22 protein-coding genes are annotated in these 22,433 nt (G+C 67.8%); 9 read left to right on the top strand and 13 right to left on the bottom strand.

The window, feature by feature from the left end; all coding sequences use genetic code 11:
• Nucleotides 1–34: 34 nt before the first annotated feature.
• Nucleotides 35–862, top strand: a complete 828-nt coding sequence (locus DR_RS03915; protein WP_010887404.1) for a DUF72 domain-containing protein — start codon at nucleotides 35–37, stop codon at nucleotides 860–862.
• A gap of 68 nt (nucleotides 863–930) precedes the next feature.
• Here DR_RS03915 and DR_RS03910 read toward each other — a convergent pair whose 3' ends face one another.
• Nucleotides 931–2,064 carry a citrate/2-methylcitrate synthase gene (locus DR_RS03910; RefSeq protein WP_027479989.1) on the bottom strand — a complete coding sequence of 378 codons (1,134 nt, stop codon included), beginning with the start codon at nucleotides 2,062–2,064 and terminating at the stop codon, nucleotides 931–933.
• Between the two features lie 137 nt (nucleotides 2,065–2,201).
• Between DR_RS03910 and tsaB the strand changes: the two genes are divergently transcribed.
• The gene (gene tsaB / locus DR_RS03905) at nucleotides 2,202–2,774 is read left to right on the top strand and encodes a tRNA (adenosine(37)-N6)-threonylcarbamoyltransferase complex dimerization subunit type 1 TsaB (RefSeq protein WP_010887402.1); all 573 of its coding nucleotides are present in this window, start codon (nucleotides 2,202–2,204) and stop codon (nucleotides 2,772–2,774) included.
• 70 nt (nucleotides 2,775–2,844) lie between these two features.
• Here tsaB and rplS read toward each other — a convergent pair whose 3' ends face one another.
• The 3 genes from rplS to DR_RS03890 all read right to left on the bottom strand — a co-directional run bounded on the left by rplS (nucleotide 2,845) and on the right by DR_RS03890 (nucleotide 4,654).
• Nucleotides 2,845–3,345, bottom strand: coding sequence for a 50S ribosomal protein L19 (gene rplS, locus DR_RS03900; RefSeq protein ID WP_010887401.1), 501 nt, complete (start codon nucleotides 3,343–3,345; stop codon nucleotides 2,845–2,847).
• A gap of 147 nt (nucleotides 3,346–3,492) precedes the next feature.
• Nucleotides 3,493–3,954, bottom strand: a complete 462-nt coding sequence (locus DR_RS03895) for a disulfide bond formation protein B (RefSeq protein WP_010887400.1) — start codon at nucleotides 3,952–3,954, stop codon at nucleotides 3,493–3,495.
• 10 nt (nucleotides 3,955–3,964) lie between these two features.
• On the bottom strand, nucleotides 3,965–4,654 hold the full coding sequence (locus tag DR_RS03890) for a DsbA family protein (RefSeq protein WP_027479991.1): 690 nt from the start codon (nucleotides 4,652–4,654) through the stop codon (nucleotides 3,965–3,967).
• Between the two features lie 140 nt (nucleotides 4,655–4,794).
• Here DR_RS03890 and minD point away from each other — a divergent pair, with 140 nt between their 5' ends.
• The 3 genes from minD to DR_RS03875 all read left to right on the top strand — a co-directional run bounded on the left by minD (nucleotide 4,795) and on the right by DR_RS03875 (nucleotide 8,923).
• Nucleotides 4,795–5,601, top strand: a complete 807-nt coding sequence (minD, locus tag DR_RS03885; RefSeq protein ID WP_027479992.1) for a septum site-determining protein MinD — start codon at nucleotides 4,795–4,797, stop codon at nucleotides 5,599–5,601.
• Complete coding sequence (gene minE, locus DR_RS03880) at nucleotides 5,601–5,888, top strand: cell division topological specificity factor MinE (protein ID WP_010887397.1); 288 nt, start codon at nucleotides 5,601–5,603, stop codon at nucleotides 5,886–5,888. The genes minD and minE overlap by 1 nt, the downstream gene beginning before the upstream one ends.
• Nucleotides 5,889–6,214: 326 nt before the next feature.
• A complete protein-coding gene (locus DR_RS03875) occupies nucleotides 6,215–8,923 on the top strand; it encodes a sensor domain-containing protein (RefSeq protein ID WP_162177697.1) in 2,709 nt (902 codons plus the stop codon).
• 70 nt (nucleotides 8,924–8,993) lie between these two features.
• Here DR_RS03875 and DR_RS03870 read toward each other — a convergent pair whose 3' ends face one another.
• Nucleotides 8,994–9,482, bottom strand: coding sequence for a Na+/H+ antiporter subunit E (locus tag DR_RS03870; protein WP_034350378.1), 489 nt, complete (start codon nucleotides 9,480–9,482; stop codon nucleotides 8,994–8,996).
• 56 nt (nucleotides 9,483–9,538) lie between these two features.
• On the opposite strand from DR_RS03870, the gene rlmB reads away from it, so the two are divergent.
• Together rlmB and DR_RS03860 are read left to right on the top strand one after the other, a co-directional pair.
• Entirely contained in the window at nucleotides 9,539–10,279 is a 741-nt protein-coding gene (gene rlmB / locus DR_RS03865) for a 23S rRNA (guanosine(2251)-2'-O)-methyltransferase RlmB (protein ID WP_010887393.1), read from the top strand.
• Nucleotides 10,276–11,172, top strand: a complete 897-nt coding sequence (locus DR_RS03860; protein ID WP_010887392.1) for an aldose 1-epimerase — start codon at nucleotides 10,276–10,278, stop codon at nucleotides 11,170–11,172. The genes rlmB and DR_RS03860 overlap by 4 nt, the downstream gene beginning before the upstream one ends.
• Before the next feature lie 65 nt (nucleotides 11,173–11,237).
• Here DR_RS03860 and DR_RS03855 read toward each other — a convergent pair whose 3' ends face one another.
• From DR_RS03855 to DR_RS03845, 3 genes are all read right to left on the bottom strand, one after another.
• A complete protein-coding gene (locus DR_RS03855; protein WP_027479993.1) occupies nucleotides 11,238–11,450 on the bottom strand; it encodes a hypothetical protein in 213 nt (70 codons plus the stop codon).
• A gap of 79 nt (nucleotides 11,451–11,529) precedes the next feature.
• Nucleotides 11,530–12,630 (bottom strand): S1C family serine protease, encoded by a 1,101-nt coding sequence (locus DR_RS03850; RefSeq protein WP_010887390.1) that lies wholly within the window; start codon nucleotides 12,628–12,630, stop codon nucleotides 11,530–11,532.
• 94 nt (nucleotides 12,631–12,724) lie between these two features.
• A complete protein-coding gene (locus DR_RS03845; protein ID WP_010887389.1) occupies nucleotides 12,725–14,425 on the bottom strand; it encodes a sensor histidine kinase in 1,701 nt (566 codons plus the stop codon).
• A gap of 134 nt (nucleotides 14,426–14,559) precedes the next feature.
• Between DR_RS03845 and DR_RS03840 the strand changes: the two genes are divergently transcribed.
• Nucleotides 14,560–15,237, top strand: coding sequence for a response regulator transcription factor (locus tag DR_RS03840; RefSeq protein ID WP_010887388.1), 678 nt, complete (start codon nucleotides 14,560–14,562; stop codon nucleotides 15,235–15,237).
• Nucleotides 15,238–15,322: 85 nt separating this feature from the next.
• Here DR_RS03840 and argR read toward each other — a convergent pair whose 3' ends face one another.
• On the bottom strand, nucleotides 15,323–15,796 hold the full coding sequence (argR, locus tag DR_RS03835) for an arginine repressor (RefSeq protein WP_027479994.1): 474 nt from the start codon (nucleotides 15,794–15,796) through the stop codon (nucleotides 15,323–15,325).
• Nucleotides 15,797–15,968: 172 nt separating this feature from the next.
• On the opposite strand from argR, the gene DR_RS03830 reads away from it, so the two are divergent.
• Nucleotides 15,969–16,274: a hypothetical protein gene (locus tag DR_RS03830; RefSeq protein ID WP_027479995.1), complete on the top strand. Its 306-nt coding sequence runs from the start codon at nucleotides 15,969–15,971 to the stop codon at nucleotides 16,272–16,274.
• A 190-nt stretch (nucleotides 16,275–16,464) separates the two neighbouring features.
• Here the strand turns inward: DR_RS03830 and DR_RS03825 are convergent, their stop codons facing one another.
• The 4 genes from DR_RS03825 to DR_RS03815 all read right to left on the bottom strand — a co-directional run bounded on the left by DR_RS03825 (nucleotide 16,465) and on the right by DR_RS03815 (nucleotide 22,432).
• Nucleotides 16,465–19,875: an efflux RND transporter permease subunit gene (locus tag DR_RS03825; protein WP_010887385.1), complete on the bottom strand. Its 3,411-nt coding sequence runs from the start codon at nucleotides 19,873–19,875 to the stop codon at nucleotides 16,465–16,467.
• A gap of 228 nt (nucleotides 19,876–20,103) precedes the next feature.
• The gene (locus DR_RS03820; RefSeq protein ID WP_234944675.1) at nucleotides 20,104–21,075 is read right to left on the bottom strand and encodes an efflux RND transporter periplasmic adaptor subunit; all 972 of its coding nucleotides are present in this window, start codon (nucleotides 21,073–21,075) and stop codon (nucleotides 20,104–20,106) included.
• Nucleotides 21,072–21,359, bottom strand: a complete 288-nt coding sequence (locus DR_RS16655) for a hypothetical protein (protein WP_234944674.1) — start codon at nucleotides 21,357–21,359, stop codon at nucleotides 21,072–21,074. The genes DR_RS03820 and DR_RS16655 overlap by 4 nt, the downstream gene beginning before the upstream one ends.
• A 35-nt stretch (nucleotides 21,360–21,394) precedes the next feature.
• Nucleotides 21,395–22,432, bottom strand: coding sequence for a TolC family protein (locus tag DR_RS03815; protein WP_027479997.1), 1,038 nt, complete (start codon nucleotides 22,430–22,432; stop codon nucleotides 21,395–21,397).
• Nucleotide 22,433 lies beyond the last annotated feature (1 nt).

The following is a 22,433-nucleotide window of genomic DNA, read 5'->3' as shown; positions in this document are numbered from 1 at the left end:
ATGTTTCCCACGCCCACCCGCTACCCTCTCCCCCATGCGCGTCTACATCGGCTGCGGCGGCTACACCGACGAGGACTGGACGGCTCCGGGCCTGATTTACGAGGGCGTCAAGAAAGACGCCTTTCTGGAGACCTACGCCCACCACTTCGACGCGGTGGAGCTCAATTCATCGTTCTACGCGATTCCCGGCCTCAAGGCCTTTGAAGGCATGGTCCGCAAATCGGGCGGGTGGGTGCGCTTCGCCGTCAAGTTGAACAAGGTCTTTACCCACGTACGCGCTCCCACCGACACCGACTTTGACCGAATGCTCCAGAGCCCCGAGCCACTGCGCGAGGCCGGCATGATGGGGCCGTATCTGGCGCAGTTTCCCTACTCGTTTCACCGCACCGCCGCCAACCGCAAGTATCTGGCGCTGCTCACCGAGCGCTTTGCTGGGCACGAACTCGCGGTGGAACTGCGGCACGCGAGCTGGGACAAACCCGAAGTCCGCGAGGGCATGGGCGAATTCGGCATCATCTGGGTCAGCCCGGATTACCCGCCAGTGGGTGGGATGCCCGAACCCCAGGTCCACGTAACCGGCGACGTGGGCTACCTGCGCCTGCACGGGCGCAACCGCGAAACCTGGTGGGAAGGCCAGAGCGCGGGCGAGCGCCACGATTACCTCTACAACCGCGCCGAGATGGACGAATGGGCCGAGAAAATTGCGGCAGTCGCCGGTGACCTCTCCGAGCTGTACGTGTTTTTCCAGAACACGACTGGCGGGCATGCCCTCAAAAACATCCCCATGCTGCGCGAGGCCCTGAATGCGCGGGGGGTGCCGGTGCAGACGCCCGAAGCGCATGATGGTGGCAGGCTGCTGTAAAGCGAAACAGGCAGCAAAGAAAAAGGGCCGCAGCGCCATGCTCCGGCCCCCTTTCTTACCTTCTCCGCTTACTGGCGGTCTTTGATGTCCACGTAGTGCTGGTCGCGGGCGCCGGTGTACTCGGCGTCGGGGCGCAGCAGGCGGTTGTCCTGGCTGTACTCGATGACGCTGGCGCACCAGCCGCTGATGCGGGCCAGGGCAAAGATGGGGGTGAAGTATTCCTTCTTGATGCCCAGGTCGCTGTACACGGTGCCGGAGTAGAAGTCCACGTTGGGGTAGATGCCCTTGGCGCCCATGCGGTCCACGATGATCTTCTCGATGGCTTCGAGGATCTGGTAGTAGTTGCTCTTGCCTTCTTTGTTGGCGACGTGCTCGGCGTAGTCGCGCAGCACGCGCGAGCGGGGGTCGAAGTACTTGTAGACGCGGTGGCCCACGCCCATGATCTTCTCTTTGTTGTCGAGCTTCCCCGTGATGTACGCCTCGGCCTTGTCCACGGTGCCGATTTCGTCGAGCATGGTCATCACGGCTTCGTTGGCGCCGCCGTGCAGCGGGCCTTTGAGCGCGCCGATGGCGCTCACCATGCAGGAGTACATGTCGCTGAGGGTCGAGCTGGTCGCAATCGCCGTGAAGGTCGAGGCGTTCATGCCGTGGTCGGCGTGCAGCACGAGCGCGATGTCGAACAGACGGGCCTGCTCGGGGGTGGGCTCGTTGCCGGTCAGCATGTACAGGAAGTTGCCCGCGTGGGTCAGGTCGGCGCGGGGGGCCACGATGTCCTGGCCTTCTTGGGCGCGGTTGATCGCCGCGATGATGGTCGAGAACTGCGCGATCATGCGGGTGCTGATGGCGCGCCGGGCCTCAGGGGTGATGTCCTCGGCCTGAGGGTCGAGCAGGCCCAGGTAGCTGACCGCCGTGCGCAGCGCCTGCATGGGGTGTACGCCCTTGGGCATGTCGCGGATGATGCCCACGAGCTGATCGGGGATGGCGCGGTTGGCCTTGAGTTCGGCGTCGAACTTGGCGAGTTCCTCGGCGGTGGGCAGTTTGGCGTCGAGCAGCGCGAGGCTGAGTTCCTCGAAGGTGCTCTTTTCGGCCCATTCCTGAATCGGAATGCCCAGGTGGGTCAGAATGCCCTCCGAGCCGTTGATAAACGTCAGCTTGCTCTCGGTAAAGAGAACACCTTCAAGCCCTTTGGCAATGTTCGACATAGTGAGCAGAGGATAACACCTGCCCTTCTTCCAGGGGGCGAAAAAGGGGCGGTCAAACGTCCCTGCCGGGGTGACAAAGAGATGAGAGCGGGCAGGGCACACGGGCGCCTGCCCCGGCCTCTGCTTTAATACGCCCGATGACCGTCTCCGCCGCCCCTGTCACCCCTCTTTCTGTGACCCTCGCCCTGGACACCGCCACCCCCTTCCTCACGCTGGCCGTGAGCTGGCCCGGCGGCGAGCTGGAGCGGGTGCAGGAGGTCGGGCGGGCGAGCGCCGAGCGGCTGGCCGACGAGACCCGTGCCCTGTTCGGGGCGGCGGGGCTGCCGTTTCAGGCCCAGACCATCGTTATCGGCACCGGCCCCGGCTCCTATACCGGCGTGCGCGTCGGCGCGAGTTACGCGCTGGGGCTCGCCCGCGTGTGGGGCGCCGAAGTGCGCGGCGTGTCCACCCTGGAAAGTCTGGTGCGCGGCGACGGCCCGCAGGCGGTGAGCCTCGACGCCCGCAAAGGCAACGTGTATAGCGCGGTCTATGAGGTCAGCGCAGGCACCGTAACAGACACCGTGCAGCCCGTCGCCCGCCGCCCGCTGGCCGAGTTCGAGGCTGAGTTGAGTGGCCTCCCCCACTGGCGCGACCCGGCGCCGAGTGGCCTCGCGCTGCTGCGAGCAGGGCTGGCGCACGGGGCCAAGGACTGGGAACTGGCTTACCTGTAAACGCCCACCCCACAGCCAAAAGAAACCCGCCCACCTCACGCGGAGGCAGGCGGGCTTGGGAGCCCTGGACTTATTCGCCCTGGGTTTCGGGGGCCACTTCGGGAGCGGCGCTGATGACGGTCACGTCGGCCTGAGCCGCAGCGGCCTGGCTGGCGCTGGCGTTCGCCTTGTCCTGCTGGGCGCGGGCGGCGTCTTTCATCACGCGGCTGCGGTCGCTCTTGATGCGGGCGGCCTTGCCGCGCAGTTCGCGCAGGTAGTACAGCTTGGCGCGGCGGACCTTGCCGCGTTCCACGATGGTCACCTGATTGACCAGGGGGCTAGCGAAGGGGAACACGCGCTCCACACCTTCACCGAACGAAATCTTGCGCACGGTAAAGCTCTTGCGGCTGCCCGAGCCGTTGATGGCGATGACGACGCCTTCAAAGGCCTGGCTGCGGGTGCGGTTGCCTTCGCGCACCTTGGTGTCCACGCGCACGGTGTCGCCGGGGCGGAAGTCGGGAAGCTGGCGGGTGTGGTCCTGCTCGATGCCGCGCAGCAGCTCGCCGCGGTTGATCTTGATGTGGGTCTGCATGGGGGGTCTCCTTCGGGCAGCGGACCGTCTCCGAGGTCCCGCTCTTCACGGGCAGAAACGTTCGTACTCCTTTTCAGGCTCGCGCTGCACGCTGGCAGGCAAACCGGGCCGGAGAAGTATAGGGGGCCGGGCGCTCGAGTTGCAACTTTAGCCCTGGACTGCCGCGCTTTCGGGCACGGTCACGCGCTGCCGGGGCCAGCTCAGCAGCGCCAGAATCAGCGCAAAGGCGATCATGCTCAGCACCGGGATGGTGAGCGCACGGTTCAGCGTGTCCTGGCTGGTTCCCCACACCGGCCAGGGGGTGTTGCAGGCAGCGGCAGCGTTGACGGTGCACGCCTTGATGGACTGAACGAAACCCCAGGTTTCGAGGTTCTGGAAGATGGCGAAGCCCAGCCCCAGCGCCGCCAGCGGCAGCACGTAGCGCCGCACGCCGTGGTCGCCCACAAACGCCGCGATGCCCAGAATGACGGCCAGCGGGTACATGAAGATGCGCTGCGCCCAGCACAGCGGGCAGGGGTTGAAGTGCCGAATCTCACTGAAATACAGGCTGCCAAGGGTGGCGGCGAGGGCCACCAACCAGGCCAGGTACAACCGGGTGTCGCGGTTCATGCCCCGCTGCTCACGGCTTGAGGGCTTCGTCGATGGCCGCCGAGATGTCCTTGACGTAATCGCTCTGGACATTCACCAGCTTGCCGTTGACGAAGACGGTGGGGGTGCCGCCCACGCCCGCCTTGAGGGCTTCTTGCTTGTCGGTCTCGACCTGCGCGGCGGTTTCGTCGTTGTCGAGGCAAGTGGCGAACTTGGCCTGGTCGATATCGAGGCTGGTCGCCAGCTCCTTCAGGCGCGACTTGGTGGCCCAGACTTCGGTTTCCGGGCCCTGGGCGCGGAACAGGATTTCCTTGTAGGTATTGAAAGCGTCGTTCTTGCCCTGAGCGTAGACGCAGCGGGCGGCCTGGGCGGCGTACTTGCTGTCGTCTTCGGGTAGACGGTCGGCGAGGAAGGGGTAGACCAGCGAGTACATCTTGACCTTGCCGGTCCCCACGTATTTGGTCCGCAGTTCGGGCGCCACCGTTTCCTCGAAGGACTTGCAGTTGGGGCACTTGAAGTCCTCGACGACCAGTACGTTGACCGGCGCGTTCGCCTGCCCCGCGTAGGGCAAGTTGGCGTAGGTGAAGGTCTGCGCCTCGCCAGTCGTGGTCGTGCTCTTGCCGCGCACGGCGAACAGGGCGAGGGCGATCAGCGCGGCGGCGACCAGGGTGCCGATGATCAGGACGCTGCGGTTCTGATTGTTTCCGGAAAGTCGGGTCATGCTGCCCGGCAGTCTACCGGCTTCCCGGCGCCTGCATTCGGGGCCGCTGTCCCCACCCGGCACACCTGCCGCAACCCCTCCCCCGGCCTCCACCCCCACAGGCTTACATTTTCACGTTGCCTTGCTATGCTGCGCCAAGCATGGATGCCAAAGTGATTGTCGTCACGTCGGGCAAGGGGGGCGTGGGCAAGACCACGACCACCGCCAACATCGGCGCGGCCCTGGCCCGACTGGGTGAAAAAGTCGTTGTGATCGACGTGGACGTGGGTTTGCGGAACCTGGACGTGGTGATGGGCTTAGAGTCCCGCGTGGTGTTCGATTTGGTGGACGTGCTGGAAGGCAAGTGCCGCATGAATCAGGCACTGATCCGCGACAAGCGCGTGGAGAACCTGCACCTGCTGCCCGCCTCGCAGACCCGCGACAAGGACGCCCTGGACCCCGAGGTCTTCAAGGAAGTCGTCAAGGGCCTGCTGGAAGAAGAGGGCTTCGACCGCGTGCTGATCGACTCGCCCGCCGGGATCGAGTCGGGCTTCCGCACCGCCGCCGCCCCCGCCGAGGGCGCCCTGGTGGTCGTGAACCCCGAAGTGTCGTCGGTGCGCGACGCCGACCGCATCATCGGCCTGCTCGAAGCGCAGCAGATCACCGAGATTCGGCTGGTCGTCAACCGCCTGCGTCCCAAGATGGTGGCGAGCGGCAACATGCTCTCCATCGACGACATGGTGGACATCCTGGGCGTCAAGCCCATCGGAATCGTGCCTGAGGACGAGGGCATCATCGTCTCGACCAACGTCGGTGAGCCGGCGGTGCTCGGCAAGACCAAGGCGGGCGACGCCTTCATGGCGACCGCGCAGCGCATTCAGGGTCAGGACGTGCCCTTTCCCAAGCTGACCGAGGAAGAAAAAGGCATCTGGGCCGCCATTCGCCGCCTGTTCGGGGGTGGGAGCTGATGTTCGGTTGGTTCAAGGGACGCCGCTCCAAGGAAACGCTCAAGGACCGCCTCGAACTGGTGCTCGCCTATGACCGCGCCAAGATCGCGCCCGGCAAGGTCGAGGCCCTGCGCAACGACCTGCTGGAAGTCGTCCAAAAGTACTTCCCCTCGGGCAACTCCAAGGTCGAGGTCGAGCAGGACGGTGACAAGGTGGTCTTGATGGCGAGTATCTCCATCGAAGAGGCTTCGCTCAGCACCGAAGAAGAGAGCGCCGCCGAGGACAAGTCGGACAAACCGAGCGCCTGAATTCTCCTCTCCTCAGAAGGCCCACCCTGCACACGCGGCGGTGGGCCTTTTGCTGTTGATCGATGGGTGTCCCTAGAGTGTTCGACATAAGAATGCTTTGGATTTTTGACCCTCTACCCTGGTGGGAGAGGGCCTTGCGAAGCAAGGGGTGAGGGGGTCTTTTTGTATCCAATGCTCTAAGCGCCCAGCAGCAAGTTTCCTCCTATTTCTTTGGCTTGCATGAAGACCGTAAGAGGCGACGTGGCAAGCTCAGAACAGCAGTTCATTTCAAGGCGCCCCGACGCGCCCGTTTCTCCCGCTTCCCGCTTTTTCCGAGGTTGAACCCCATGCCCGCTGCCCCGACCGATGCCCATGCCGCGTTGCCCATTGCCCTGCGTGACCTGATCCGGCTGCACGCTCCGCAGGCCACCCTGCTGGCCGCCATCGGGCAACGGATTTTGAACATTCAGGCCGAGGGCGCGCCCACCGAGGAAGCGCAACTGGTGCCGCCCGACGACTGGCTCGAACACGGCGACCTCGCCTGGATCACGCGCGACGGAGCGCTGCTGGGACTGCTGTGGTCCGACGGGGCGCCGGTGCCCGACGGCGCGGTGCAGGTGCTCACGCTGCTGCTCTCGGCGGCGAGTGCCGAGGGGGCGAGCCGCGAGGCCGACATGCTGATCACCCAGCTTCCCGCCGCAACGGCGTGGCTGAGCGCCGAGCTGGAGTTCCGACAGGTCAGCCGCACCTTTCTGGAACTGTTCGGGCTGACCGGGGCGGATGTGCTGGGCCGCACCGTCCACGAGGTTTTTCCCGACCACGCGGCGCTCGCGCAGCAGCTCGACAGCGCGGCGGCTGGGCGGGCCGTGCAACTCGGCGACGAGCGGGTGCCGTCCCTGCCGGGGCACAGCGGGGAGCGCTGGCTGCGTGGGTCGGCGCGGCCTTACTTCGGCGGCGCGGCGGCGGGCGTGCTGTGGACCGTGCAGGACGTGAGCACCGAGCACACCCAGACGACCCAGTTCGCCGCGCTGCTCGGCACCGACTTGCCGCTGGCGCTGCTGGGACCGGGCGGCGCGGTGCAGGGGGCGAGCCGGGGGATGCGTCAACTGCTGGGGGAACCCGAAGACCTCGCCGAAGCCCAGGCTCACCCCCAGCGGCCCCTGCACGAGTGGCCCTGCTGGGCTCCGGCGGGCGCGCGGCTGCTTCAGGACCTCATTCAGAGCGCAGAGGCGGGGCGGCCCAGCCCGGTGCCGAGCGAGATTGCACTGGCGCGCGGCGGGCAACTGCCGCTGCTGGTGCGCCGCAGCGACACCGTGCCGGGGCTGCTGCTCGCCGAGGGTGTCCGACCCGCCGCGGTGAGCGAGGACAACGGCGCGGCGCGGCTGCTGCACCTGAGCGGCGCGGCCACCATACTGCTCGACCCGCAGGGCCGGGTGCAGCTCATCAGTGAGCCGGCGGCGCGGCTGCTGGGCTTCGACCCCCACAACATCGCCCTGACCGGGCTGCCGCTGCCGCGCCTGCACCAGCAACTCGGCATCAAGCTGCACACCCCGCAGGGCAACCCGCTGACGGTGCCCCCCCTCTCGGCGCTGACCCTGCCGCACAACGGCGAGGTGCTGGCCGTGTTGCCCGGCGGCGTGACCCGGCATCTGGAAATCAGCCTCTCGGCCCTGCCGGGGAGCGGTCAGTCCACCGGTTCCTCGGCCGCTTCCCCGGGCCGGAGCGCCGCGCCCGAGCTGCTGCTCTCGCTGCGCGACGTGACCACCCTGCGCCGCGCCCAGGCCAAACTGCGCCACGACGCCTCGCACGACGGGCTGACCGGCCTGCTCAACCGCAGCGGGCTGCGCGCGGCGCTGGGTCAGGCCACGGCAGCACAAACGGGCGGGATGGTCGCCTGCCTCGACATTGACGGCTTCGGGGGCCTCAACGCGGCGCTGAGCCGCACGGCGGGCGACCTGCTGCTTATTCAGGTGGCGGCGCGGCTCAACGACCTCGCGGAGCTGGAAGGCGGGCAGGCGGCGCGGCTGGCCGACGACACCTTCGCCGTGTACCTGCCGCAGCTCGGGGCCGCCGTGGGGGGCCAGAAGCTCCAGGCGGCGCTGCGCGAACCGCTGCGGACCGGCAAGCGGCTGGTGCCGGTGACCTTTTCGCTGGGGGCCGCGCCGCTGCTGGCCGCGGCCCCCGAGCAAGCCCTGGCCGACGCCGAGGTGGCGCTGCAACACGCCCGGCGCCAGGGACGCGGGCAACTGACGGTGTTCGAGCCGGACATGCGCGCCGAGGAAGCCCAGACCTTCGAGCTCGAAGACCAGTTGCGGGCGGTGCTGGACCGCGGCCTGCAACACGAGCAGTTCTCGCTGCTCTACCAGCCGGCGGTCAGCCTCAAAGACGGCCGGGTGCTGGGCGCCGAGGCGCTGCTGCGCTGGACACACCCCGAACTCGGCAACGTCTCGCCCGCCCGCTTTCTGCCCCTCGCGCAGCGCAGCGACCTCATCACCTCCATCGGCGAATGGGTGGTGCGCGAGGCGGTGCAGGGCCGCACGCAGCTGCGCGACGCCACCGGGCAACGCAACTGGCGCACCAGCGTCAACCTCAGCCTGGAAGAGCTGCGGCGCGAAGGGGCCATCGAGCGCCTGCTGCCGCTGATTACCCGCCCGAGTGCGCTGGACATTGAGGTGAGTGCGAGCAGCCTGCTCGACCACAGCGAGGAAACCCTGGGCCTGCTCGACGCCCTGCGCGCGCGCGGTGCCCGGCTGATCGTGGACGACTTCGGCGACGGCGCGAGCAGCCTGACCGCGCTGACCCAGTTTCCGCTCTACGGCGTCAAGCTGCACCCCACCCTGACCACCCGGCTGCCGGGCGACCAGAAATCGCTCAAGCTGGTGCAGGGCACGGTCAGCCTCGCGCACAGCCTGGGCCTGACGGTCACGGCGGTGGGGGTCGAAACCTACGCCCAGCTCGACATGCTGCGTGACCTGGGCTGCGACGCCGCGCAGGGCTACGCGCTGACCCCGCCGCTAAGCGCGGGCGACCTGGTGACGTGGGTGCAGGGGCGCTAGGGCTGGAAAACTCTCTTCCGCTTCTCTCCGCTCCGGGGCACCTCGTCGCGCGTTCCTCATGCGGGGGTCTTCAGCTGGAGCCCTGCCTTTCCCCCAGTATCTGCAACAGCCGCGTTTCGATTTCCTGCACACTGCGGCGCACGGCGCTGCGCTGCTCCAGACCCGCCGCGTGGATATACATGGTGCCCTGGTCCGGCGAGAAGCCCAGCGTGACGGTGCCTGGCAGCAGCCCCGTCAGCGCGGCGAGCAGGGTCAGCGCCCCCTCGCCGCGCAGCCGCAACGGCACGGCGACGATCATCTGGTGAAGTTGCGGGTGGGGCCGCAGGGCGAGCCGCGCCATCTGGAAGTTCGCCCGCACCAGTTCGGCCACGAAGTACGCCGTCAGCCGCAGCGCCCCGCCCACCGCCCGGATATAGGCGCGGCTGCCCAGCGCCCGGTGAAAGAGGGTCAGGACCGCGAAGCCCAGCAGGAAGCCGATGCTCAGGCTCCGCAGGCTGACCTCGCCCAGAAACAGTGCCCAGACCAGCGCCAGAATCAGGTTGAGGGCAAGACCGTTCACGAGCACAGAGTAACGGCTCGGCCGGCTCCCCCCCCTGGCAGCTTAGACTCCTGAACATGTTGCTTTACGGAAGAAACCCGGTGCTCGAAGCCCTGCCCGCCGGACGGGTGGCCGAGGTGGTACTGGCGCGCGGGGTCGAGGACGCCTTTGCCCGGCAGGTGCAGGACCTCGCCCGCGACGCCGGGGTGCGGGTGCGCTGGCTGCCGCGCATCGAACTCGACCAGCTCGTCGGAACCACACAGCATCAGGGCGTGGTGGCCGAGGTCGAGGAGTTGCAATGGGCGACGGTGGACGACATCCTCGACCGCGCCGAGGCGAGTGGCGCACCGCTGCTGATGGTGCTGCTCGACGGCGTGACCGACCCGCGCAACTTCGGCGCGATCATCCGCTCGGCGGAGGTGCTCGGCGCGCACGGCGTGGTCGTGGAGGAGCGCCGCTCGGCTCCCCTGTCCCCGGTGGTCGCCAAAACCGCTGCCGGGGCCACCGCGTACCTGCCCGTCGCCCAGACCAAGAACCTGCCCCGGCTCATCGACCAGCTCAAGGCCGACGGCGTGTGGGTCTACGGCGCGGCGGGCGAGGCGGCGCAGGACGTGACCCGCACCGACTTTTCCGGCAAGGCGGCGCTCGTCATCGGGGCCGAGGGCGAAGGGATGCGCCGATTGGTGCGCGAGAAATGCGACGTGCTGGTCAGCATCCCGGTGCGCGGACAGGTCCAGAGCCTCAACGCCTCGGTGGCGGCAGGCATCCTGCTCTATGAAATGACCCGCAGCCGGGGAAAGAGCGGGGGGAACAAGTGACCCGGCGCACCGAAACCATCCGCAGCGAGGCGCTCGAACTTGAGATTTTGCCGGACCTCGGCGCCAGCATCCTGAATCTGCGTTCCGCATCTGGTCGCCCGGTGCTGCGTCCAGTGGACCTGGAACAGGTCGAAACGAGCAGCCAGTGCGCTTGCTTTACGCTGCTGCCGTTTTCCAACCGGATTCGGGACGCCCGCTTGACCTTCGGCAGCGAGGACGTTCAACTGCGCGTCACCACCAAAGACGGCCTCACCCAGCACGGCGACGTGAGGAACCGGCCCTGGCAGGTCACGCGGGTCACGGGCGCGCACCTGCGCTGCACCTTCGACAGCCGCGAATTTCCTGACTTCAACTGGCCCTGGCACCTCAGCGCCGAGGTCGAGTACCACCTGCATGGGCCGCACTGCGATATCAGCGTGACCCTGACGAACGCCGACGCCCGCCCGATGCCCGCTGGAATGGGCCTGCACCCGTATTTCCAGCGGATTCAGGACGGGGTGGACCCGACGCTGCACTTTGACGCCGCGCTCGTCTACGACACCGACGAGCGGCAACTGCCGACGGGGGGAGCCCGCCCGGTCAACCCTGAGGAAGACTTCCGCCAGCCTTCAGCGGTGGGCACGCGTTCGCCCGACGCTACGTACACCGCGTGGGACGGCGTCGCCCGGCTGGACTGGGGCGAGCGCGCCCTCACCCTGACCGCGGACAACGTGTTTTCGCACCTCGTCGTCTTCGCCGCGCCCGACGGCAGCCTCGCGCTGGAGCCGACGAGCCACGCCACCGACGCTTTCAATCTCGCGGCGCGGGGCGTCGGCGGCGTGGACCTGCGGGTGCTGGAGCCGGGGCAAGCGCTGGCGGGGGCGGTGCGCTTCACGGTGGAGGGCGACTGGTAAGGCAAGAGCAGAGAACAGAAAGGCGGGGAGCCGTGTGTTCAGCTCCCCGCCTACTTCATTTCTGCTCAGCTCACGGCCAGCAGCCGCCCGTCTCGTCCGCGCACCTCGAAGCCGGCGCCGGGGCGGGCCGCCGCCCAGCGCAGGGCGCCGAGCAGGTCATCGGCCTCGTACACCGTCTCGGGGCCGTCCAGCGTCTCAAAGACCACCCGGTAATCGGCGGCCTTTGCGGGTGGGGTCCAGCGTTCGCCGCCGTCTTCCTTGACAAAAGCTCTCGACATCTCTGTATTTTGCCTGGTCAGCGCCAAACGTGGATAGGAAAAGGCTTGTGGGATTCTCTACCTTTGCCGCCTGAATTAATTACTGACGGGTGCAGGGCTCGGCATTCAGCGGTGTTTTGCCCACCGGCTGCGCGCGCAGGGTGAGGGTGGCGTGCGCCCGCTGCTCTCCGCGCAGGTATTCGACGTCCACCTGGTCGCCCACCTTGAGCCGCTTGACCTGGTCGAGCGCCGTGCCGCTGTCGGGCGTCCGCACGCCGCCGATGCTGAGAATCACGTCGCCCAGGCCGGTGAGCTGGCCCTGGCGGTCGGCCACGCAGCCGCGCAGGCCCGCGCGGGCGGCGGCGCTGCCGGGGGTGACGCGCAGCACCACGGCGCCGGGCGGGTCGGTCAGGCCGCTGTGCATCTGGTCGAAGGCGAGGCCGACGAGGGCCGTCAGCGGCGACTCGCGCCTCTCCCCCGCTTGCAGGCCGCGAATGAGGTCGCCGCCGCCCGGCACCGGCACCGCGTAGCTCGCCCGCGTCACGCCGTCGCCACTCACCCGGATGTAACTCACCACGCCGAGCACCTCGCCGCGCTCATTGAAAATCGGCCCGCCACTGTCGCCCTGCGCGAGCGGCGCGTTCATTTCCAGCGTGCCCTCGGGGAAATCGCTGCGGCCCGCCTCGGCGTTCAACCGCAGCAGTTCGCCACGCCGGGGCTGCAAAAAGTCGCCGCCGCTGTTGCCGATGGCGAGCACCCGTTCGCCCACCTGCGGTGTCCCGCTCGCCAGTTCAAGGTAGGGAAAGGGGCCGCCGCGCGCGACTTGCAAGAGGGCCACGTCCGCCGCCTCGTCGAAAGCCGCGACCCGCGCCGGGTAGGTCTTGCCCGCCAGGGTCGTCACTGCGAAGAGTTGCCCCGCCTTGACGACGTGGTAGGCGGTCAGGACCTGCCCCTCCCCGCTGATGAAAAAGCCGGTGCCCAGGCCCCCGGTGCGCGTCGCCGTGTTCACGCTGTCCACCCGCACCACCGCCGGACGCAGCGAGGCGAACAGCTCGCGCTCGGCGGTCGGGAGCGCCTGTGGCAGCGTCGTCGTGGCGGCGGGCGGCGGGGCCTCCACGTTCTGCGGCGTCCGGGCGGGCAGCAGATAGGCCGTCAGCGCCAGCAGCAAAAGCAGAGGAAACAGGACAGGAAAACGCCGCACCCGCCGAGTCTAGGGCGGGCGCGGGCGGGGGAAGGTGGCCGGGGGCGCAGAGGTACCAATGGAGAAGCTGGGAAGTTGCCTCTCCCCCGTCTCCCTACGGCACGTCGTCTTCGTCCAGCACCGGCACGTCGCCCACCAGGAGCTGGACGTGCGCCACGGTGCCGCGCCCGACCTCGCTCTCCAGCCAGATGCGCCCGCCGTGGGCGTCCACGATGCTGTGCGCGATGCTCAGGCCCAGGCCCGCGCCGCCCTGGTCGCGGCTGCGGCTGTCTTCCACGCGGTAGAAGCGGTCAAAGAGACGCGAGAGGTGCTCGGCCGGGATGCCGGGGCCGTCGTCGCGCACGCTCAGGCGGACCTCGCGGCCCTCTTCCTGCGAGCTGCTCTCCAGCGTGACCGTCTTGGCCCCGGCCTTGAGCGCGTTGCCGACCAAGTTGATAATGACCTGCCGCAGCCGGTCGGGGTCGCCCTCGAAAGGAATGTCGGGACCGCTGACCCGCAGCTCGGAGCCCCCGGTCGCCAGCGGAGCGAGTTCGCGGCTCACGTCGTCCAGAAAGAGGCGCGAGAAAATCGGCGCGGGGTTCAGGGTCAGGGCCCCGCTGTCGGAGCGGGCGAGTTGCAGCAGGCTGGTAATCAGGTTGGTCAGCCGCTCGGATTCTGAACGGATGATGTTGAGGCTCTCGCGCTCCTGCCCGCCGGGATTGGTGCGGCGCAGCAGGTAACTCGCGTGCCCGCTGATGGCAGTGACGGGCGTCCGCAGCTCGTGGCTGGCGTCACTGGTAAAGCGGCGCTGCGCCTCGAAACTCGCTTCCAGCCGCCCCAGCATGGCGTTGAGCGAGCGGGCGAGGGCCTGCACCTCGTCGCCGGTCTGGGGCTCGGGCACGCGCTCGGTCAGCGTCTGTCCCCCGATGCGCTCGGCAGCCTGGCGCACTTCTTGCAGGGGCCGCAGCGCCCGGCCCGCCAGCACGTAAGCCAGCGTGCCCGCGAGCAGAGCACCGAAGAGCATCACGATGGCGAACACCCGTTGCAGCCGCCCCAGCGTGTCCTCGATGCCCGCCACGCTGCGCCCTACGTAAATAATCGAAAGCACCGGCGGCGGCATGAAATCCACCGTCACGTCGCCGTCGCGTAGCGAAGCGAGGGGACGCGGCGCGTACTGCACCTCCGCCAATGTCACGAGGATGCGGTAGGGCACCGTCTTGTCGCTGTAGGGCTCACGAATCTGCCGGGCGATGAAGATGCGGCCCGTGGGCGACTCGATAAGGTCGAGCAGCTCGGCGTCGCTGAGTTCGAGCGGAGAAGCACGGTTGACCGTGACCGGGTAGCGGTACTTCGTGAGCTGCGAGCGCACCACCTGCAATTCCTGACGCTGCTGCGCGGGCTTTTGGGCGTCGCTCAGGCGGGTCAGGAGCCGGTCGTGGTCCACGAAAGGCAGCTTCTCGATTTGAATCGCGTCGTTGGGAAACAGCGTGCGGGCGCGGGGCAGCACGCCTTCCTTGTCGCGCTCTTGCTCGGTGGTGGGCGAGTCAAGGGCAAGTTGCGCCACCAGCTCGCTGAACTGGCTGTAAGTGTTGCGCATCCCCTCGTCAAGCCCGGTAATCAAGCTGCTGCGCATGAGCACCAGCGCGGCACCGTACACCGAGGCGAGCATCAGCGCCAGCAGCGCCGCGTACAGCAACGTCAGCCGCAATTGCAGCGACGAGGGCCGCAGCAGCCAGCGCCGGGGGGCCGGGTCCTGCGCCGACGTGCCCTGGCCCGGCGAGGCGGAAGGCGAAGAAGTGGAACGGCCCGTGGTCACGTCCGGCAGTGTACGGCGCTCACCTGTGACCCGCGTGACGGCCCAGCGCTGCCCGCCCCCGCCAGCATTTGTGATGAATAGAACTTAAGGACGGGGCGCCGCCTTCTCATGAGAGCACTCATTACACTGCGGGCATGGAACGCAAGCCGCTCGTCCTCGTCATCGAAGACGAAAAAGATATTGCCCGCTTCATCGAGCTGGAACTGGCCGCCGAGGGCTACGCCACCGAGGTGGCCTTTGACGGCGTGACCGGCTTGTCGAAATTCCGCGAAGTCAACCCCGATCTGGTGATTCTCGACCTGATGCTGCCGGTCCTCGACGGCCTTGAGGTCGCCCGCCGCATCCGCAAGACGAGCAACACCCCCATCATCATCCTGACCGCCAAGGACGGCATTCAGGACAAGGTGGAGGGCCTGGACTCGGGCGCCGACGACTACCTCATCAAGCCCTTTTCCATCGAGGAACTGCTGGCCCGCGTCCGCGCCCATCTGCGGCGAGTCAACCCCGCCGTGACGGGCGAAGTGCGGGTGGCCGACCTGGTGATGAACCTCGATGGACGCGAGATTTTCCGGGGCGGACGCCGGGTCGAACTTTCGGCGAAGGAATTCGAACTGCTCGAACTGCTCGCCCGCAACCCCGGTAAGGTCTTTTCGCGCTTTGAAATCGAGGAAAAGGTCTGGCCCGAGTATACCGGCGGCAGCAACGTGGTGGACGTGTACATCGGCTACCTGCGCCGCAAGCTCGAAGAAGGCGGAGAGCGGCGTCTGATTCACACGGTGCGCGGCGTCGGCTACGTGCTGCGCGAAGAATAAGCGGCCCGAAACAGCCCAGGAAAAAGCCCCTTCCCAGGTGTGGAAGGGGGCCTTTTTTGTGCTCTGGACTGGGCTGTGAGAGCTGTTACCCCAGCATCAGCGCGTTGAATTCTTCCATCAGGCTCTCGCCGTCATGGGTGGAGCGGGCCACAACCATGATGGTGTCCTCGCCCGCCAGCGTACCCACGATGTCGTCGCGCTTCCAGCGGTCGAGCAGCAGCGCGACCCCCGAGGCGTGCCCGTCGGCGGTGCGGATGACCAGGATGTTCTCGCCCCGGTCCACGTCCTGCACGAAGCTCTGAAAGAGGCGGGCGAGCTGCTCCTCGATGTCGCTGTCGCCGCCGTACTGCGCCAGGGCATAGCGGTGCCGCCCCTTGCCGATGGGCACCCGCACCAGCCGCAGCTCGTTGATGTCGCGGCTGACGGTGGCCTGCGTGACCTGCACGCCTTCTTTCGCCAGCAGCTTGACCAGTTCGGCCTGCGTGGACACACTCTCCCGCAGGATGATGTCCTGAATGCGCTTTTGTCGTTGGTCTTTTCCGATTTCCTTGCCCAGCATTCTGAATATTCTATGCATATACACGGCGGGGGGCAAATGCAAAAGCCCCTCCGTGAGCAGTAACGAGGGGGCTGAGGGCCGAACGGGAAGACCTCCCGCACATGAGCGGCGGTCGCTAACCCCTGAAGTCACTTTTCACGCGCCTCCAACCTTGCCCCCGCACAGTGCAGCCATGAACACTCTGCGTCCCCTCTTGCTCGCCGCGACCCTGCTCACCTCAACCGCTGGTGCAGGCGCAATCGGCACCAGCCACCAGCCCCACGACCCCGCCGTCCGGTCGCTGATTCATCAGGCCATCGCCCAGGAGAAGGTCTGCCAGTCGGCGCACTCTTCCAAAAGCACCCAGAGCATGTGCGACAAACGTGACGCCACGCTGCGCCGCATCCGGGCCAAGGGCTGGTGCTGGGGCTCGACCAACCCGAACGAGGCCAACGCCGGGCTGTACTGGCTCCCTTGCAGCCGCAATAAAGTTCACTGATTCGCCTTTTCTAGAGCATTTTTGACCCTCTACCTTGATGGGAGAGGGCCTGCCGAAGGCAGGGGTGAGGGTGTCTTTTTCTGTCAAATGCTTTAGAGAACTTTATGAGCCCGTCCCTACAGCGTGCGGCCCTCTTCCTTAGTAGGAGAGGGCCGCACATGCGCCATTTCTTCACGGTTTCAGCGAGGGTTCAGTCTCCAGCCACCGGCTCCAATTTCGGTTGTGGCGTGGCCATGCGCTTTTTCTCGAACTGCCAGAAGACGCTCGGCACCACGTAGAAGGTCAGCAGGGTGCTCGTCACCACGCCCCCCAGAATCACGATGCCCAGGCCGCGGCGGAATTCGGCGCCCTCGCCGTGGCCGAGGATGAGGGGAATGGAAATCACCAGCACCGTCAGCGTGGTCATCAGGATGGGGCGAAACCGCAGTTCGGCGGCTTCGAGCAGCGCCTCGTGCAGCGGCAGGACGCGGGCGCGTTCGGTCACGAATTCGAGGTACAGGATGGAGTTTTTGGTGGAGAGGCCGAGCAAAATCACCATCCCCAGCACCGTAATCACGTCCAGATTGACGCCAAACAGGTGCAGCGTCCACAGCGCCCCCACGATGGCGAGCGGAATCGGGAGCAACAGATAAATCGGGTAACGGAACGAGTTGAACTGACTGCCCAGCACCAGATAAGTGAGCAGCACCGCCGCCACCATCAGAATCGGGCCGTAGAACAGCAGGTCGCCGGTCAGCCCCGCGCTGCCGAAGGAGTTGGCGTTGCCGAGGGTCACGCCGCCCGCGAGCAGCCCGGCCTTTTCGACGCGCTGCTGCACGTCTTTCTGATAGGCGAAGGGGTTGGGACCGCCCGACACGAGGTTGATGTCGAGCGTGGCGGTGTACGCCTTGTTGAAGCGCCGCAGCGTGGCGGGCGCCTGCGCGACCTCGAAGCGGCCCAGGCTGGAGAGCGGCACGTTGGCGCCGAGGGCCTGCGAGTAGAGCGTCTGCGAGAGCAGACTCTGTTCGCCCGACACCAGCGCGGGGTCGAGCCGCACCACGATGTCCACGCTGCGGTCGCCGTCGCGGACCTGCCCGGCCACGGTGCCGTCGTTGTAGGTTCGCAGCGCCTGCGCCACGTCGCTCGCACTCAGGCCCGTGCCGCTCAGCCGCAGCGGGTCGGGAACGAAGGTGCGCTCCTGCCGGGTGGCCGAGAGGCTGCTTTTCACCGTGCGGATGTTGGGGTCGGCACTCAGCAGCCGGACCACCGCGCGGTTGCGTTCTTCGAGCAGCGACTGACTCGGGGCGGTGAGCGCGAGCGAGATGTCCGAACTGTCGCCCGGCCCCACCGCCTGCCCCGCCACCAGCAATTCGGTGCCGGGGTAGCGGGCGACCAGCGGGGCAAGTTCACGGCGGTAGCGTTCCAGCAACTCGTCGATGCCGGGACGCTCGGCTTTGGGAATCAGCGTCAGCGTGAGGTCGGAGGTGTTGGCGTTAGCACCGCCGAGGACCCCGCTGCTGCCCGAAGCGGTCTGCACCAGCTTGACTTCACGGTGCGCGAGCAGCTTGTCTTCCACCTGCCGGGTCAGCTCATCCGTCACGGCCAGCGGCGTGCCCACCGGCAGGGTCAGGCTGATGGTCGCAATGCCGCTGTCGCTCGCCGGGACGAAGGCAAAGCCCAGCCCGCGCAGGGCGAGCGGCGCACTGAGCAGAAAGAGGCCCGCGACCAGCATCACCACGCCGGGCCGCCGCAGGGCGCCTGCCAGCGAGCGGGCGTAGGCTTTGGCCGCGCGGTTGACGCCACTCAGCGTGAGGGTGTGGAGCGTCTCGGTCAGCGCTTCGAGCAGGGCATACAGCACCGTGAGGAGGTAGCGGACGACAGTCAGCACGACCGGCGCGAGGAGGACGCACAGCACCCCGGCGGCGGCAGCGGGCAGCCCGGCGCGGTGCAGGCCAAAGTACGTCGCGGCCCCGGCCAGCGCCAGCCCGAGCAGGCCCCAGAAGGTCTTCACGCCGCTCAGCGACTCGCGGAAAGTGAGCGGCAGCCGGCGCAGCACAGCGGGCAGGTCAGCCCAGGTGATGCGGGCGGGTTCGCGGGTGTACGCCATGCGGACGGTGAGGAACAGCAGACTTTCCAGCCAGCTCAGCACGATGGCGGCGGCGATGCCGAGCCCGAACTGTTTGAAGAACTGCCCCAGGATGCCCGGCATCAGGCTCAGCGGAATGAGGACCGCCAGCAGCGAGAAACTCGCGGCGGTGACGGCGGAAAACACTTCCGAGCCGCCGAGCAGCACACTCCGCAGCGGCGAGTAGCCCAGGTCGCGGTAGCGCTGCACGTTCTCCGCCACCACGATAGAGTCGTCCACCACGATGCCGATGGCGACGATGATGGCGAGCAGCGTGATGATGTTGAAGGTAAAGCCGAGCGTCCCGAAGAGCAGCGGCGCGGCGCTGATGGAAATCGGAATGGCGAGAATGACGGCGAACACGGTGTTGAGCCGTCCCAGGAACAGCAGGCAAATCAGACCTACCGCGCCCACCGCAATCAGGAATTCCCGGAAGGTGTCGTTCACTGTGGCCCGCGTGCTGGTCGTGGTGTCGCTGGCGAGGGTGAGGCGGTAGCCCGGCGGGAGCTTTTGGGCTTCCATCGCCGCGCGCACGTTGTCGGTCACGGCCACCGAGTTGGTGCCGCTCGCCTTGCGGACGCCGAGCAGCACGGCGGGCTGCCCGTTGACGCGGGCGTAGCTGTTGGCCGCCGCGCTGGCGTCACGCACCGTCGCCACGTCGCTCACGCGCAGGCCGGTGGACGGGTCCACCACGATGCGCGCCACGTCGGCGGCGCTGCGCGGGGTGTTGCGGGTGCTGTAGGAGGTGGTCGAGCCGCCCCGGTCGAGCGTCCCGGCAGGCAGGTCGAGCGCCGAGGAACCGATGGCCCCGCTGATTCGTGCGGGCGCGAGGTCAAAGCCTTGCAGCCGCGCCGGGTCAAGCAAGACCTGCACCTGCCGCTCGGGCCCGCCGGTCACGGTCACGTCGGCCACGCCCTCCACCCGTTGCAGGCGGGGCACCAGCGTGTCCTCGGCAAAGGTCGTCACCTCGCTGGGCCGCGCCGCGCCGCCGAGCAGCGCCAGCGTCAGAATCGGCTGGGCGTTGGGGTCGAATTTCTGCACCACCGGAGCCTCCGCGCCGTCGGGCAGGGTGCCGCGAATCGCCGCCACCGCCTGCGACACCGAGTTGGCCGCCGAGTCAATGTTGGTCGAGTCGCTGAAGGTGATAACCACCGCCGACTGATTGCTGACCGAGGTCGTGTTGATGTCGGTGACGCCCGAGAGCGTGCTCACCGCGTCTTCCACCCGGCGGCTGACCTCGCGGTCCACCTGGTCGGGATTGGCGCCGGGGTAGGACGTGCTCACCGCCAGCACCGGCACCTCGAAGTTGGGCAGCAGCTCGACCCCCAGCCGGAAGGTCGCCACCAGCCCCAGCAGGACCACCATCACGAAGATGCCGATGGAAAAGACGTAGTTCTTGACGCTGAAGCGCACCAGCGGGTGAATCTGCGGCTCGGGTGTGCCGTCGGGCAGGGTGCCGCCGGACCTGAATTCGGCTTCGTCGAAGTGGGTGCTCATGGGGTGACCTGGGGGGCGTGTGGGGAAAGACAGGACGGGCTGGCCCCCTCACCCCTGCTGCGGCAGGCCCTCTCCCGCAAGGGGCGAGGGTCATAGAAGGCTTAAGGTTTTTGCGCTGTTGACCCTCTCCCAAGGGGAGACTTGCAAAGCTGCGAAGCAGCGGGCCTTGCGCAGCAAGGGGTGAGGGGTTTTCTCCCCCCCGGCCCTCGACTCTGTGCGCTATGGCCCTCACTTCACCACCACCTTCGCCCCGTCCTGCACCCCGGCGGGCAGGGGGCTGATGACCGCGTCGCCGTCCTGAAGGCCCGACACCACCACCCGGTTGCCGCTCTCGGCGACGACCTGCACGACTTCGCGCTCGGCCTTGCCACTGCGGGCGACGTAGACGGCGTTTTCACCGCCTTCCACCTGAAGGGCACTCGCCGGAATCAGCAGGCCGCTGCCGAGTGTGGCGCGGTAGCTGGCGCGGGCGGCGGCGCCGACGGGCAGAGCATTGCCGCCCTCAATGGTCGCGGTAATCGGCACCAGGCGGTCTTTGCCGGCGATACCCGAGCTGTCTACCACCGTCGCCACGTAGCTTTTGCCGCCGTAGCTGAGGTTGAACTTGACGCCCTCGGTGAGCGCGGCGGCGTCGGCGGTGGGCACGCCCACGCGGGCGCGGACGCTGCCGGGGTCCACGAGGCGGATGACCGGGGTGCCCTGCCCGGCGAACTCGCCGACCTCGGTCAGCACGTCGGCCACCGTACCAGCGAAGGGGGCACGGACGGCGGTGCGGCTGAGGTTTTGCTCGGCCTGGCGCACGGCAGTGCGGGCCGTGTCGAGCTGCACCTGCGCGAGCGGCACCGAGTTGCCGGCGCTGCGCCCGTTTTGCTCCAGGGTATTGCGGGCCTGCGCGAGTTGCGCCTGGGCCTGCGCGAGCTGCGAGCGGGCCGCCTGCACGTCCGCGAGGCTGATGCCGCCGAGGCCGTAGAGCTTCTCGGCGCTCTGGGCGTTTTGCTCGGCCTGCGCGAGCGCCGCCTGCGCCGAGGTCACGCTCGCCTGCAGGGCGCCGGTCCCCTGGGACGTACTTTGCCGCGTCTGGTCGAGGCTGATCTGGGCCTGGCGCTGTTGCAGCCGGGCGTTGTCGAGCGCTTGCTGTTGAGCGGTGTCGTCGAGTTTGACGAGCACGTCGCCTTTCGCCACCGCCTGGCCCTGACTCACGGGAATGCTCTGCACGGCGCCGGAGGACTGGGTCGCCACCTGGCTGTCGCGCTCGGCATGAATGGTCGCGCTCGCGTGCGCTGGGCGGTCAGCGTGCCCGCCCTCGCCGTCACCGTCTGCACGCTGAGGGTGGTCGTCTTGGGAAGCGCGGCGTCGAGGTCGTTGGTTTTCGTTTCGGTCTTGGGCGAGCACCCGGCAAGCAGCGCCGTGAGAAGCAGGGCACCGGCCAGGCGCGGCGCGGCTCCTCTGGTCACCCGCCGCGCCATCTGAAGAGGGCCGCCCACTACTTCACCAGCCCCCACTATTTCACCAGTCCCCACTATTTCACCAGCCCGGTCACGTCCGTCCCGCTCGCGGCCCCGAGCGCGGCGAGCGCCTGCCACAGGCCGTCTTGCGCCTGCTGCACGCCGAGTTGCGCCTGTTGCGCCTGCACCTGCGCCTGCTGAACTTCGACGGCGGCGGCGGTGCCGGCCTTGAGGCGGGCCTGCGCTTGGGTGAGCGCGGTCTGCGCGTTGGTCGCCTGCTGCCGGGCGATGTTCACTTGCTGCTGGGCGTTTTGCACGGCGCGGTAGGCGTCGCTGACCCCGGTGCTGCTCGCCCGCGTCGCGTCGTTCAGGGTGCGCTGGGCGTTGGCGAGCGCGAGCTGGGCGTCTTGCAGGGTGCGGGCGGGGGTGTAGTCGTTGTTCGACAGCTTGACCTGAAGCTGCGCGAGGGCTGCCCCGTTCGCCGCCTGCACCAGTTTGGGCAGGCGTTTGTCGAGCCCGCTCTGAAGGGTGGCGAGCGACACGCTCAGCTTGGGAGGCGTGGGCGGCGCGGCGAGCACCAGGTTCGTCCCGGCGGGCAGACCGAGCGTGCGAGCGAGTTGCGCTTCGAGGACTGGGAGCTGCGCCTGCGCGTCGGCGAGTTCCTGGCGGTTGCTGCTGAGGCTCGTCTGGGCGCGGTTCACGTCGAGCTGGGTGGCGACGCGGGCTTCCAGGCGGGCGCGGGCAATCTGCACGTTGCGTTCGTTGAGCGCGACCTGGGCACGGTTCAGGTCAACGCGGCCCTGAGCTTCATACGCGGCGACGTACTGGCTGATGACCGTCTGGGCCGCCGTCAGCTTGCCCCCCTGCAAGGCGGCGAGCTGCGCGGCGGCATCCTGCTCGGCCTGGGTGAGCGTGGTGATGATGGAGGTGGGGTCGGCGCGCACCGCCCGCAGGTTGGCCTGGGCTTTTTGCAGGTTGGCGCGCGCGCTCGCCACGTCGGGGCCGTTTTGTAGGGCCTGACTGACGGCGCTGGCGAGCGAAAGGCGCGTCTGGGCGGCGGCGCCGGGCGCAAGGGCGAGGGTGAGCAGCAGGGCGAAGGCAGTTTTTTTCATG

The organism is Deinococcus radiodurans R1 = ATCC 13939 = DSM 20539 (genome assembly GCF_000008565.1).
Classification (GTDB): Bacteria; Deinococcota; Deinococci; order Deinococcales; family Deinococcaceae; genus Deinococcus; species Deinococcus radiodurans.
Note: the sequence above shows the minus strand (reverse complement) of the source record. Positions and strands in the feature narration are given on the sequence as shown.

Coding starts and splice junctions, on each gene's coding strand:
- DR_RS03915 (WP_010887404.1), top strand. CDS start 35: ATGCGCGTCTACATCGGCTGCGGCGGCTACACCGACGAGGACTGGACG.
- DR_RS03910 (WP_027479989.1), bottom strand. CDS start 2,064: ATGTCGAACATTGCCAAAGGGCTTGAAGGTGTTCTCTTTACCGAGAGC.
- tsaB (WP_010887402.1), top strand. CDS start 2,202: ATGACCGTCTCCGCCGCCCCTGTCACCCCTCTTTCTGTGACCCTCGCC.
- rplS (WP_010887401.1), bottom strand. CDS start 3,345: ATGCAGACCCACATCAAGATCAACCGCGGCGAGCTGCTGCGCGGCATC.
- DR_RS03895 (WP_010887400.1), bottom strand. CDS start 3,954: ATGAACCGCGACACCCGGTTGTACCTGGCCTGGTTGGTGGCCCTCGCC.
- DR_RS03890 (WP_027479991.1), bottom strand. CDS start 4,654: ATGACCCGACTTTCCGGAAACAATCAGAACCGCAGCGTCCTGATCATC.
- minD (WP_027479992.1), top strand. CDS start 4,795: ATGGATGCCAAAGTGATTGTCGTCACGTCGGGCAAGGGGGGCGTGGGC.
- minE (WP_010887397.1), top strand. CDS start 5,601: ATGTTCGGTTGGTTCAAGGGACGCCGCTCCAAGGAAACGCTCAAGGAC.
- DR_RS03875 (WP_162177697.1), top strand. CDS start 6,215: ATGCCCGCTGCCCCGACCGATGCCCATGCCGCGTTGCCCATTGCCCTG.
- rlmB (WP_010887393.1), top strand. CDS start 9,539: ATGTTGCTTTACGGAAGAAACCCGGTGCTCGAAGCCCTGCCCGCCGGA.
- DR_RS03855 (WP_027479993.1), bottom strand. CDS start 11,450: ATGTCGAGAGCTTTTGTCAAGGAAGACGGCGGCGAACGCTGGACCCCA.
- DR_RS03840 (WP_010887388.1), top strand. CDS start 14,560: ATGGAACGCAAGCCGCTCGTCCTCGTCATCGAAGACGAAAAAGATATT.
- argR (WP_027479994.1), bottom strand. CDS start 15,796: ATGCTGGGCAAGGAAATCGGAAAAGACCAACGACAAAAGCGCATTCAG.
- DR_RS03830 (WP_027479995.1), top strand. CDS start 15,969: ATGAACACTCTGCGTCCCCTCTTGCTCGCCGCGACCCTGCTCACCTCA.
- DR_RS03825 (WP_010887385.1), bottom strand. CDS start 19,875: ATGAGCACCCACTTCGACGAAGCCGAATTCAGGTCCGGCGGCACCCTG.
- DR_RS03815 (WP_027479997.1), bottom strand. CDS start 22,432: ATGAAAAAAACTGCCTTCGCCCTGCTGCTCACCCTCGCCCTTGCGCCC.